Origin of the sequence: Paenibacillus sp. ATY16 (assembly GCF_003399985.2) — a bacterium.
Lineage (GTDB): Bacteria > Bacillota > Bacilli > Paenibacillales > Paenibacillaceae > Pristimantibacillus > Pristimantibacillus glycanilyticus.
This window is the reverse complement of the sequence record NZ_NMOK02000040.1, coordinates 60,062-72,521: the sequence shown is the minus strand read 5'-3', so window position 1 is coordinate 72,521 and position 12,460 is coordinate 60,062. Positions and strand designations below refer to the sequence as shown.

Genomic DNA, 12,460 nt, shown 5'->3' with positions numbered 1-12,460 from the left:
GCTAAAATGATATGGCATTACTTGGTGTTATGTCCAAATCAAGGTCACTTCATGAAAAGTTAATCTAGAAAACCTGAATTTCGTATTGAGCAAGCATGTCCGACAACAGAGACACCGGCAGGCCAACGACATTAAAATAACAGCCGTCAATCTTCTCGACCAGCGTTGCGCCAAGTCCCTGAATCCCGTATGCACCTGCTTTATCATCGGGTTCGCCCGTTGCGATATACCGCTTCAGTACTTCGTCTCGCATCGGCTTCATATAAACCTTCGTCATCCGATGCGCGGAAGTCTCGGCACCGGTCTCCGCAACCACGCAAGCCACTCCCGTATAAACTTCATGCTCTCGTCCTTGAAGACTCTGCAGCATGGACAATGCATCTTCATGGTCCTTCGGCTTGCCAAGCACCCGGCCGTCTACAACAACAATCGTGTCTGCTCCAACCACGAGAGAACAATTCTCTTCCCGGCGTTCCTTCAGAATCGCTGCGGTCGCGTGCGCCTTGCGGAGAGCCAGCTGCTCGACAATATGCGCAGGCGCCCAATCGGAAGGTACCGACTCGTCGGCATCAGAGGACAAAATATAAACCGGCAAGGAAAGGCCCAGGGATGCGACCAGTTCCTTCCGGCGCGGTGACGACGATGCCAGCACAAGCTGGCTGATCGGTTTAGTCGATTCATACTTGCTCAAAAGTCCCACTTGCTCCTTCATTTCCGGCCGTTTGGCCGGTTTACATTTTACGATATAACCAAATAGCGGCTAGAGCGCCAATAATACTGAACAAACTAATTTGAACATGTACATTCAGATCCAGGCTGAGCACATACAGATCAACGGCAGGAGACCAGGTTGTATCGATTGTTTTGGTCAAAAAAGAGATTCCGGATACCGGCTCAAGCCATCGCGCAACGAGTGCGCCGGCCACTAAGCCCAGCACGAGGAAAAGCAATAAAATCCAGCCGTTTTTCTTCATTATTCAACGCCTCTCGCCATTTATTGACACCTGTTCCCTATTATACTTAGGTTCGATTTCGTTTACAATGCGTTGATCGATTCATACCATTGTTTTTGCGTTGCGACCGCGTCCATCAGCGCGTCCTGGACAGCCCACAAATGCGATTGCGACGGCTTTTTATCGTATTCCTCTAGCGATTTGGCCGCCGTATTCATAGATTGAATTAATTTTATGAGAAATGCTTTTCCGGACTCATCCGTTACGCCGGCCTGCATCGCTTTTACGCTTCCCGTCCACTTCTGATACTCGGTTTTCCAGGATTCGGCAGCGGCGGAGCTAAGCGGCGACAAGCTTGGCTGCTCCAGCTGCGTTAAGGCCAATTCATCTAGCATGCCGATCAGACCGATTGTGTTGTTCATAAATGCCGCTGCCGCTTTGGCGTCTCCCGCAAACGGGAACTGCTCGGGCACTTGAATGTCGATCTGCTTGATATAGACGGGAACATCTTCGCCAAGATCATTGCTGAGGGCAAGTGCCCGATCACGGTCTATCGCCATTCCGGCATATACCCGGTAGTCGTTAGCCGTTTGCAGACCGGCAGCAGCCAGCCCTTTATCCGAAAGTTCCTTAATGGCAGCGTCTCTGCCTTCCGTGTTGCTGAATACCCCGTATTGAAGCAGCTGATACGACTGAAGCGGTATGTCCAGCTTCACCCGGCCTGCCGCCTGACCAGTCGAAGGACTCGACGTGCCTCCATTCGCATTCGTTTTATCCCCGTTCGGCGACGCGCTAGGATTCGTTACGGATCCGTTAACGGGATTGGCCAGCTTATTATTGGAATCGGATTGATCCGGCGTATTCGTAAACAGGGAGAGCAGCAAGTAGCCGAACAACGCACCCGTTGCCAGCGCTCCGGCTACCGATAGAAACACTTTGATCCAGGATGGAGGCGCGGAATAATTATGAACGGGACCGGACCAGCGATTTGCCTTCTGTCCATTGTTATTCATGTTCAGGTCCACGTCCAGCTCCGGATAGTGCTGAAGCTCGCCCCAAGGATCGGATTCCTGTTGCATAGGCACGGCATGCATCTCGGGCTGTGCGGACTTTGGCTGTGCGGGCTTTGGTGGTGCGGACTTTGAAGCGGACTTTGGTTCGGACAGCGGGATCGACTCTGCCGCGGGTTGCGCCTTTTGACGGGGATGCCACTGCGCTGGGCGATGCGGCTGCTTGGCTGTCTGTCCAGGCTCCGGCTGAGAGTCAAGAACGGCCGAGTCTTGAACAAGTTTTGGCATTGATACCAGTGAAGCGGCGGGAGCTGCCTGCATCTTCTCCGCTGCTGGAGCCGGTTTTGGATCCGTCTCGCGAATCAGATCCTCAAGCGCGCTGACATCCTCTTGAAACGGACTCATCCAGGGACTAAACGGGCTTTCCGCAGTCTCATATTCGGTTTTGGCATAGAGAGGCACAATATTCGAAGGCTTGCCCTGCTCCCGTTCCGGGGCTTGCTGAGGCTTAGCGCTGATTTCCTTGCGGCCTTTGTCTTCAACACTCTGGCCAGTGCGGTCAAATCGGTAAGTGATCCGGTTATTCTTGTTCATGTCATTCTCTCCTTGTCCCGTTCTTCTACTGCTACTCTATGAGATTCGATAGAGAATTATGATAGATTTGCCTGACTCGCTCACTAAAAAAACGCCCCGAAAAACCTCGTTCGAGGCTTTCAGGGCGTTCTTCGCCATGCTTGATTTATGGTTTATGCTTTTGCTTTCAGCGTCTTCGCAAGCGCATCCGCCGTTTTCCAAATGTCGCCTGCACCCATCGTAATAACAAGATCGCCTGGAGCAACCTTGGCGGTCAAATGCTCCAGCACCTCTTCTTTCGTCGGGATATAAGACGTGTTCGCATTGCTGTTTGTCTTGATCATCTCAACCAGCTTCCGGGAATGAACCCCTTCAATCTGCTGCTCGCCAGCCGGCGAATAGATATCCGTAATGATTACCTCATCCGCCTCCGGGAATGCCCGGCTGAACTGCTCCAGCAGGAAGAAGGTGCGCGTGTAGCGCTGAGGCTGGAATACCGCAATAATACGCTTACCCGTTGCTTTTGCTGCGCTTATCGTTGCCTGAATCTCCGTCGGATGATGCGCGTAATCGTCAATGACCAGAATGTCATTCACTTCGCCAAGCACCTGGAACCTGCGTTTCGCTCCGATAAATTCGTGAATGGCTTCCGCAACCTTATCAAATGACAGTCCTGCTTCCAGGCAGGTAATGACCGTTGCCATCGCGTTGTACACATTGTGGCGGCCCGGAACGGACAATTCGATGGTGCCAAGCGTCGAACCGCGATGCGTCATTTCAAACGATACCTTGCGGTCGCCAAGGCTGATATTTTCCGCTTTATACTCGGCATCGCCGTCGATACCGTAAGTAATCAGCTTAGAGGCTGTGTCCGCATCAAGCTTCGGAAGCAGCTCGGTGATCGTCTCGTCGTCCGCGCATACAATCGCCTTGCCGCCAAACTTCACCTGGGACAGGAATTTGACGTACGCTGCTTTCAGCTTGCCGAAATCACCGTCGTAGTTCTCCAGATGGTCAGGCTCAATATTCGTTACAATAGCAATGCTTGGGTGATACTGCAAGAATGAACCGTCGCTTTCATCCGCTTCCGCAACGACGTATTCGCCTTTGCCGGCTTTTGCGTTCGTTCCCACATTGACGATCTCGCCGCCGATAATATAAGTTGGATCCGCATCGCATTTTTCCATAACAAGCGCAATCATGGAGGAAGTAGTCGTCTTCCCATGCGCTCCGGCTACGGCTACGCCTTTGCCGGCATTCATGAGCCGCGCAAGCATTTGCGCACGGTGCAGCACCGGAATATTCAGCTCTTCCGCTGCCACCCGCTCCACATTGTCTTTCGAGAGCGCCGTCGAATAAACGACAAGATCGGCGCCTTTGACATGCTCCGCCTCATGGCCGATATAGATTTGCGCGCCTTTCGCCGCAAGCTTCTCCGTCAATTCCTGACGGGCTACATCGGAACCGGTAATTTTATATCCCATTTCTAGCATAACGCGGGCGATTGCGCTCATGCCGTAACCGCCGATTCCGATGAAATGAACATGTTCTGCCGTATTCAAAGACGGTTCACCAACCTTTTTCAGAATCCGAGTTGTACAATATGCGGGAGCGAACGTCACCTATCAAATAAAGCGTACCAGTCACAACCCCAAGGTCTGTTTCCCCGGTCAATTGTTGCAATTTGCGGAGGCCTTCGCGCCAATCCTTCTCCACGATAAGCTCAAAGGAAGACTCCGCGGGCTTCACTTCGCGGACAAGATCGGCGAGAAGCTCCGCATCAAACTTGCTGCGGAAATCAGGCTCGGTCACGATAAGCGTATCCACTATTGGTAGTATATGCTTTAGAACATCCCGATGATTCTTATTCTCTACCATCGCCATCATGACGTGAAGACGGTCATACCGGTAAGTCGAGCGAAGCGCCTGAACAAGCGATTCAGCGCCTTCCGGATTATGCGCTCCGTCAATCAGAATGCGGGGCGAACGGGATACCATCTCGAGACGTCCCGGCCATTTCGCCTCGCGCAGCCCTTCTGCGAGAGCGTCGTCTTCTACGATCAATGCGTAATATTGACGAAGCACTTCAAGCGTCATGACCGCAACGGCGGCATTCGTCCGCTGGTGCGCGCCATTAAGCGTAATCGTGAGCGGTTCAATCGAACGGAACATGCCTTCGAAACGGAAGGTTTGCTCATCCTCTTCGCTGGACAGCTCCTTGATGTTGAACTGCTCGCCTAACAGATACAGCGTACTCTTCTTCTCCGCTGCCGACCTCTTCACAACCTCAACGACTTCAGGCTGATCCACTGCGCTAACTACCGGAACGCCGGCTTTAATAATGCCGGCCTTCTCGGAGGCTACAGCCTCGAGCGTGTTGCCAAGCCGGTCCATATGGTCATGGCCGACATTCGTAATGACGGAGATGATAGGCGTAACGATATTCGTCACGTCCATTCTTCCGCCGAGCCCTGTTTCCCAAACGACGTAATCCGGATAAGTAACGGTCGCATAGAACAGAATGGCAAGAGCCGTAGATACTTCGAACATCGTAGGCGAGCCGAACTCCGTCTCCGTTAATTCCTCTACATGCGGCTTAAGCACATTGGCTAGACGAAGGAGAGTTTCTTCTTCGATATCCTGGCCGTTATATTGGAATCGGTTTGTGAATTTCGTAATGTAAGGCGAAGTAAACGTCCCTACGTCATATCCGCATTTCATCAATACGCTTGTTAGGTACGCGCAGGTTGAACCTTTGCCGTTCGTACCGGCAATATGAATGAATTTGAGCCTGCGGTGAGGGTTATTCAGTCTCTCCAGCAGCTCCTCGATACGGTCAAGACCCGGGCGGATTCCGAACGGAATAAGCCCGTTGATCCAATCGACCGCTTCCTTATAGGAACGAAGCATGCCGCTTCGTTCCGTTTCTGTTCCGTTTTCGATCATCGTAAACGTCCTTCTTCCATCAGATCATTAGCTGCGCAGCTCTTCGATGCGCGCAAGAACCTTATCGCGTTTGCTTGCGTAGTCTGCCATTTTGGCGCGTTCTTCTTCAATGACTTTAGCCGGTGCCTTCGCAACGAAACCTTCGTTACCAAGCTTTTTCTCCACGCGCTCTACTTCGGAGCTCAGCGTTGCCAGCTCTTTCTCGAGACGGGCGATCTCCTGCGAGATATCGATCAGTCCCGCAAGAGGCAAGTAAAGCTCCGCACCGGTTACGATTGCCGTCATTGCTTTATCCGGAGCGGCCAGACCAAGACCGGTCTCAAACGACGAAGTGCCGCAGAAACGTCTGATAAATTCCTCGTTGCGGCTGACAATCGCCGCCTCGGCTTCGCCGGAAGGCTTGATCATTAGCTCAACCTTCTTGCTCATCGGTACATTCACTTCCGCGCGAACGTTGCGCACCGCACGGATAATGTCCATGAGAAGCTCCATCTCTTTTACCGCTTCCGGCGCTTCAAGAGCCTCGTCGTATACCGGCCAAGCGGCTACGGTAATCGATTCGCCTTCATGCGGCAGATGCTGCCAGATTTCTTCGCTGATATAAGGCATAAACGGATGAATCAGACGCTGCGTACGGTCAAGCACATAAGCCAGAACCGACTGCGTTGCACGCTTTGCCTGCTCGTCAGTGCCGTACAGATTCAGCTTCGCAAATTCGATGTACCAGTCGCACAGATCATCCCAAATGAAGTTGTACAAAATACGTCCGGTTTCGCCGAACTCGTAGCTGTCGATCAAACGGGTCGCTTCGCGCACCGTTTCGTTCAGGCGATGCAGAATCCAGCGCTCAGCCGTACCGAGATTGCTCTTGATATCGATGTCGGATGCCGCAAAGCCTTCAAGGTTCATCAGAGCGAAACGGGAGGCGTTCCAAATCTTGTTCGCAAAGTTGCGGGCCTGCTCGACCTTCTCGATCCGGAAGCGCAGATCCTGACCCGGCGTGCTGCCCGTCGAGATCATGTAACGCATCGCATCGGCACCGTAGTTCTCGATGACGTCAAGCGGGTCAACGCCGTTGCCAAGCGATTTGGACATTTTGCGTCCTTCCGCGTCGCGAACGAGACCATGCATCAGTACGTCCTTAAACGGGATTTGATCCGTGAACTCAAGCGCCGTAAAGATCATGCGCGCAACCCAGAAATATACGATGTCGTAGCCCGTTACAAGAACATCCGTCGGGTAGTAACGTTTGAAGTCTTCCGTTTCTTCCGGCCAGCCGAGCGTGGAGAACGGCCAGAGCCCGGAGCTGAACCAGGTATCCAGAACGTCTTCGTCCTGACGAAGCGATGTGCTGCCGCAAGCCGCGCAGGCCGTTACGTCCTCGCGGGCAACATGCATCTCGCCGCAAGATTCGCAGTACCATGCCGGAATACGGTGGCCCCACCACAGTTGGCGGGAAATACACCAGTCGCGGACATTTTCAATCCAGTTCAAATAAATTTTCTCGAAGCGGTCCGGTACAAAGTTAACGCCATTGCCGGATTTTTGCGCTTCGATCGCGCGTTCAGCCAGCGGCTTCATCGCAACGAACCATTGCGTCGACAAATACGGCTCAACAACCGCGCCGCTGCGCTCGCTGTGGCCCACCTGATGCACGTGGTCCTCGATGCGGATGCAAACGCCTTGCTCCTGCAGATCCTTCACCAGCTTCTTGCGGCATTCCGCACGGTCGAGACCTTGATAAGGACCCGCATGCTCGTTCATCGTGCCTGTCTCATCCATGACGATGATTTGCGGCAGGTCATGGCGCAGGCCAACCTCGAAGTCATTCGGGTCATGCGCAGGCGTAATTTTTACCGCGCCGGATCCAAAATCCTTCTCCACGTAATCATCGGCAATAATCGGAATCTCGCGGCCAACTACCGGCAGTACGAGCATCTGGCCAATCAGATGCTTGTAACGCTCGTCTTCCGGATGGACCGCTACGGCCGTATCGCCAAGCATCGTCTCCGGACGCGTTGTTGCAACGGTAACATAACCGCTGCCGTTCTTGAGCGGATATTGGAGATGGTACAGATGGCCGTTCAGCTCTTTGTACTCTACTTCGATATCGGACAAAGCCGTGCGGGCCGCCGGGTCCCAGTTAATAATCTTTTTGCCGCGGTAAATAAGGCCCTTCTCATGCAAACGGACGAATACTTCGCGTACCGCTTTGGACAAACCCTCGTCCAATGTAAAACGTTCGCGGGAATAGTCCAGAGACAGTCCCATTTTGCCCCATTGCTCGCGAATGGTGTTCGCGTATAGCTCTTTCCAGTCCCACACCTGCTCCAGGAACTTCTCGCGGCCAAGGTCGTAACGGCTCAGCCCCTGTTCGCGCAGCTTCTGTTCTACCTTGGTTTGGGTAGCAATGCCCGCATGGTCGGTGCCAGGCAGCCACAGCGTGTCAAAGCCCTGCATCCGTTTGGTGCGGATAATGATATCTTGAAGGGTGAAATCGAGCGCATGCCCGATATGAAGCATCCCCGTAACGTTTGGCGGCGGGATTACGATCGTAAAAGGCTTTGCTTCCGGGCGCTGGCCCGCCTTGAAAAATTGACCCTGCTGCCAGAAGTCGTACCACTTCTGCTCGGCTGCCTTCGGATCGTAAGTCGTCGGCATTGTTGTCTTGTCTGACATCTTTACATCCTCCTAAAATGAATTGCCAATCTAGGTTGTTTATCAACCGTTTGTGGTGATTCATGCTTCGCAAGCATAAACCAGAATTTTACTTCGCAAGCATTGCCATTCCTGTCATTGCATGGATAGAAATACAAAAAAACCTTCCGCCCTTATAGCAAAGGACGAAAGGTTATCTTCCGTGGTACCACCTTTGTTCCGCACCTCAGACAAAGCAAGCGCGGCACTCAAACAGATAACGGCTGCGGCCGGCTTGAAATAACGGATGAACCCGCTTCATTCAAGCAACTCCGGGGCGACAAGCGAAGCAGTAAATTCCTGCGGTACCTTTCAGCGTTACAGTCCCGCTCTCTGAAGGCTTGGCTGCTTACTCTTCCCCTTCAACGTCAATATATGTTGAAAAAAATCAGATATAGCATATTTTATCCAAGATGCCCCCGAAAGTCAACTTGCGTCTACGCCTAATTAGTGGCCCATCATCATTGGCATGTCGGCTTTTTCCGTGCTTGCGCCTTCCGCGCGCTTTGGCTTCGAGAGCAGGAAACCTACTAATGTACCTACAACACCAACAATCGTTAGGATTAGGAATGTGTCTCCATAAGAAGCAGAAGCAACATGGGATGCAATAGCCGGTGTAATATCAGCAGGATTCTTAATGCCTTCCGCAGCCATATAATGCTCGGTGCGTCTAGCGAGAATCGTCGCAAGACCCGCTACTGCAAAGGACGTCATTACCTGCTGGGCTGCACTTGTAAGCGAAGTTACGCGGCCAACCAGTTCAGGAGGTGCTGCTTGAATAATATGCGTATTAAGCGGCATCATCGAGAGGCCCATACCCGCTCCGAGTAAAATGAGCGGAAGAATATAAGTGCCTACCGTTGCATCGGCTGAAATGTTAGAGAGCAAGAATGCGCCAATCGTAACAATCCCAAGTCCGCTCATAACAAGCGGACGGGCTCCAATCTTATCAAAAAGCTTCCCGCCGATCGGCATAAAGATCGCAGCAGCTAGCGCTTGCGGCAGCAGGATCAAACCAGTATCAAGAGCGGAGTAGCCTTTAGCTGTTTGCAGGAACAACGGGAACAAGAACAAGGTGCCAAAGAGTGCAATTTGAGATACCCACTGAACAACGATACCTTTGGAGAAATCCGCAGACTTGAATACACGAAGTTCCAACAAAGGCTGCTTACGGTTCAATTCAACAATAATAAAGATAATGAGCGAAATGCCGCCAACAATTAGACCGGTCAAAGTTTTGGTAGAGCCCCAGTCCGTACCGCCTTCGCTGACGCCGTACGCTAGGCCTGCAAAGGCAAGCGGCGCAAAGATCATACCAAGTAGATCAAGCTGCGGAACGGATTGGCGTGCCAATGCCGGCAGTGTACGAAGACCAAGGAGTACGGCTACCGCCCCAACAGGGATATTGATAATAAAAATCCAATGCCAAGTTACATAATCAACGAGCCAGCCGGCAAGTACCGGACCAAGAGCAGGTGCGAGCAGCATCGGAATACCGATCATTCCCATTACTGCGCCTTGTTTGCCCGGAGGGCTTAAGCGATAAGTAAACGCCATTGCAATCGGGGCAACCATACCGCCGCCCAGTCCTTGAATAATACGATAAATAATCAATTGCTCGGCAGTTGTCGCAAAAGCGCACAAAGCAGAGCCGATTGTGAACAATACGATCGAAGTAAGGTAAATCTGCTTTGCTCCGAAACGGTCAGACAACCATCCAGCCAGCGGAATAACAGCAGCTTGCGCCAATGCATAACCGGTAACGGTCCATTGTACAAGTGACAGCGATGCCCCGCCAAAGTCCTCACGCAATTTCGGAATTGCCACGTTCATGGCTGTACCGTCAAGAATTACCATGAACATCCCCACAATGATAGCCAGAAGCGGCACCATAATGGATTTAATAGACATGGAGCTGTTTGTTGCATTTGCTTCAGTCATTATATTTCTCTCCTCCTAAATATCTTTCTCTATTTATCTTTCTTGTAAAACTGCTGACGCCTTGACCTCTTCATGATCCAGCAGTAAAATGGGTAAGGCGTAAGACGACTGCGGACAATTGTCCGCTAACGTATGATACCGGACAATTGTCCGGTTGTCAATACAGCCTAGCTTTATTTATTTTTTGTTAAATTGGAGGGTGCTCGCATGAACGATAAAAAGAAGGACTCGCAAGAGGTAAGCAAGATGATCCTGCAAGCCGCCAGGTCCCTTTTCGCCGAACACGGTGTTGAAGCCGTCAGCATGCACCAGATTGCTAAATCAATTCAGATTGGACAAGGCACGTTGTACAGGCGTTATGCGAATAAATCCGACTTATGTATGGACTTAATGAATGATACCTTCGAGAGTCTGATGGAGGAAATCCGCCTGCTGCTCGAGCCGCTCGCCGATAAGCCTGTTCATGACAGACTGACGGCTGTTTTCCGTCGTCTGCTCTACTTTTCTAATGATCAGCTGGAATGGCTGAATGTGATTAAGGTCAGCAGACCTTGCAAGCCGGATGAGATGGATTTCTTTGAAAGTCCGAGCTACAGGAAATTAAACCATTTGTTTTTGTCTCTCCTCCGGGAGGCACAGAGCAAGGACGAGATTATTGCACTCGTCCCCGAGTTTACGGCCCATATGATGATTAGTGCCATGGCTCCCGAATCTCTTATCTATTATTCGAAAGTGCTGGGCTATTCGATCGAACAGATTGCGGACAACTTCTGCATCACCATGCTTGATCCGCTGTTTAAATCTAATTAAAAAGCTCCACCGTCAGCCTCGGGAGGGCTAACGGAGGAGCTTTTTTTAATTATGGGATATAAAGCAGCTGACCCTCCGCGACGGAAGATTCGTTCAAGCCGTTATACAGCAAAATTTCGCGAGGATTGAGGCTGTATCTGACCGCAATCGACTCCAGCGTCTCATCTCTTTGGACGATGCAGACACGGATTTTGCGGAATTCGTTCTCCTCCGACTGTTTGCCGAGGAATAAGGTCTTCCACTCGATATCGTCGCCGGATGAGCGGGTTTTAGCCTGCTCGGCTTGCTTGGCTGCAACCTCTTCCGCCGCCTGTCGCGCAGCCTGCTCGCGCTTGCTCGTTTGAAGCAGCGTCATTAGACCAACATTGGGCGCTTGCTCCGGATTGTTTTCCGGCTGCTTGCTGCCGACGCCTATCCGGATCTCCTGCTTCTCGTTGTCCGGCACGCGGGGAGCCTCCGGCTGCGCCTGCCATTCCGCTTCGCCTGCCGAGTCTCCGCCGAAAGAAGCAAATGCCTCCTCGTTAGGCTCATCCGCTTGTTCGGCAAATGACTCCTCCTGCCATTCCTCTTCTTCCTGTTCGAACTCGTAAGTATTCTCCCTCTGCGAAGGCGGGGGCGCCTGAGGAGGAACGGTTGGCTGATAGAACGAAGCAGCATTTTGTTGATTCGCAGGTTGATAGGACTGCGCCTCGGGCTGGGTTCCAGGCTGATTGGCCGGCTGGCTCGATTGGAACCACTGCGAAGCAGACCAGCCGCTGTCCCTCGGCGAAGCCGAAATCGTGACGGAAGCATCGGCTTCTTCGGCTTCGTCTATCCCTTCTTCCTGCTCCTCTTCCTCGAATGCCTCGAAGCTTTCTTCTTCCTCTTCTTCCTCGAACTCTTCTTCCTGAGCTCTTTGCGTTCCAGGAAGCTGGCCTGCATAGCCCGTAAAATAAGGCTGCTGCGTCACGGACTGCCACGTTTCCTGAGGCTGGGCCTCAATGTCCGATTGCGCCTCTGCCTCGAAATCGGATTCCTCATTCGAAGCCTCGCGCTCATGAACGACCGTTATCGGCTCCTCCCGCCATGCCTCTTCCGCATCGGGAAGCGGTTCAACGAGTATACCTCTAAGCGATAACACGCCGGTCACGTTAAGCGTCCGCGCGGACAATAAATCTACGTCAAAATTATCGATTTCTACCGAAATGTCGTCAAGCCGAGATACCCGGTTGAGCGGCAGCGTAATTTCGACCGGAATCCAGTGCTCCAGCGTCTGCAGGCTTCCTCCGTCCGATTGGCCGCGATACACGCCGTTTAAGAGCAGTTGCCCTTTCAGCACCGCATGATCACCCTGCTCAATCACCTGAATACGCGGGGTTAGCTCAATTTCCTCCAGTTCGTCAATCGCCGCTACCTCATCCGGCAAATGAATACGCTCATACAAATCAAATCGCAAGCCTTTGGATTGATCTGTCACGCGATATCCTCCCTCCCAATACCATAAATGAAAAGCAAATGCCTAAAGCTTGGGCTAAAGTTACATTCACTACT

9 protein-coding genes and 1 other annotated feature are annotated in these 12,460 nt (G+C 52.1%); of the genes, 1 reads left to right on the top strand and 8 read right to left on the bottom strand.

Annotated features, from left to right (window positions below):
• Positions 1 to 64: 64 nt before the first annotated feature.
• The 7 genes from CFI03_RS23555 to CFI03_RS23525 all read right to left on the bottom strand — a co-directional run bounded on the left by CFI03_RS23555 (position 65) and on the right by CFI03_RS23525 (position 10,120).
• Positions 65 to 712 (bottom strand): Maf family protein, encoded by a 648-nt coding sequence (locus CFI03_RS23555; protein ID WP_127494600.1) that lies wholly within the window; start codon positions 710 to 712, stop codon positions 65 to 67.
• Between the two features lie 19 nt (positions 713 to 731).
• On the bottom strand, positions 732 to 974 hold the full coding sequence (locus CFI03_RS23550) for a DUF4321 domain-containing protein (RefSeq protein ID WP_015845986.1): 243 nt from the start codon (positions 972 to 974) through the stop codon (positions 732 to 734).
• 62 nt (positions 975 to 1,036) lie between these two features.
• Positions 1,037 to 2,557: an SPOR domain-containing protein gene (locus CFI03_RS23545; RefSeq protein WP_248760333.1), complete on the bottom strand. Its 1,521-nt coding sequence runs from the start codon at positions 2,555 to 2,557 to the stop codon at positions 1,037 to 1,039.
• Positions 2,558 to 2,709: 152 nt separating this feature from the next.
• On the bottom strand, positions 2,710 to 4,098 hold the full coding sequence (gene murC / locus CFI03_RS23540; RefSeq protein ID WP_248760331.1) for a UDP-N-acetylmuramate--L-alanine ligase: 1,389 nt from the start codon (positions 4,096 to 4,098) through the stop codon (positions 2,710 to 2,712).
• A 7-nt stretch (positions 4,099 to 4,105) separates the two neighbouring features.
• A complete protein-coding gene (locus CFI03_RS23535) occupies positions 4,106 to 5,482 on the bottom strand; it encodes a bifunctional folylpolyglutamate synthase/dihydrofolate synthase (RefSeq protein WP_248760329.1) in 1,377 nt (458 codons plus the stop codon).
• Positions 5,483 to 5,509: 27 nt separating this feature from the next.
• Positions 5,510 to 8,161 (bottom strand): valine--tRNA ligase, encoded by a 2,652-nt coding sequence (locus tag CFI03_RS23530; RefSeq protein WP_248760327.1) that lies wholly within the window; start codon positions 8,159 to 8,161, stop codon positions 5,510 to 5,512.
• A gap of 157 nt (positions 8,162 to 8,318) precedes the next feature.
• Positions 8,319 to 8,554 (bottom strand) — a binding site (T-box leader).
• Positions 8,555 to 8,626: 72 nt separating this feature from the next.
• Positions 8,627 to 10,120, bottom strand: coding sequence for an MDR family MFS transporter (locus CFI03_RS23525; RefSeq protein WP_248760318.1), 1,494 nt, complete (start codon positions 10,118 to 10,120; stop codon positions 8,627 to 8,629).
• A 207-nt stretch (positions 10,121 to 10,327) separates the two neighbouring features.
• Here CFI03_RS23525 and CFI03_RS23520 point away from each other — a divergent pair, with 207 nt between their 5' ends.
• Complete coding sequence (locus CFI03_RS23520; RefSeq protein WP_248760316.1) at positions 10,328 to 10,930, top strand: TetR/AcrR family transcriptional regulator; 603 nt, start codon at positions 10,328 to 10,330, stop codon at positions 10,928 to 10,930.
• A gap of 49 nt (positions 10,931 to 10,979) precedes the next feature.
• Here the strand turns inward: CFI03_RS23520 and CFI03_RS31370 are convergent, their stop codons facing one another.
• Positions 10,980 to 12,386 (bottom strand): LysM peptidoglycan-binding domain-containing protein, encoded by a 1,407-nt coding sequence (locus CFI03_RS31370; protein WP_248760314.1) that lies wholly within the window; start codon positions 12,384 to 12,386, stop codon positions 10,980 to 10,982.
• Positions 12,387 to 12,460 lie beyond the last annotated feature (74 nt).

Excerpts from the sequence above, each read along its gene's own strand:
- CFI03_RS23550 (WP_015845986.1), bottom strand. The coding sequence starts at position 974 with ATGAAGAAAAACGGCTGGATTTTATTGCTTTTCCTCGTGCTGGGCTTA.
- CFI03_RS23520 (WP_248760316.1), top strand. The coding sequence starts at position 10,328 with ATGAACGATAAAAAGAAGGACTCGCAAGAGGTAAGCAAGATGATCCTG.
- CFI03_RS23545 (WP_248760333.1), bottom strand. The coding sequence starts at position 2,557 with ATGAACAAGAATAACCGGATCACTTACCGATTTGACCGCACTGGCCAG.
- CFI03_RS23525 (WP_248760318.1), bottom strand. The coding sequence starts at position 10,120 with ATGACTGAAGCAAATGCAACAAACAGCTCCATGTCTATTAAATCCATT.
- CFI03_RS23555 (WP_127494600.1), bottom strand. The coding sequence starts at position 712 with ATGAAGGAGCAAGTGGGACTTTTGAGCAAGTATGAATCGACTAAACCG.
- CFI03_RS23530 (WP_248760327.1), bottom strand. The coding sequence starts at position 8,161 with ATGTCAGACAAGACAACAATGCCGACGACTTACGATCCGAAGGCAGCC.
- CFI03_RS23535 (WP_248760329.1), bottom strand. The coding sequence starts at position 5,482 with ATGATCGAAAACGGAACAGAAACGGAACGAAGCGGCATGCTTCGTTCC.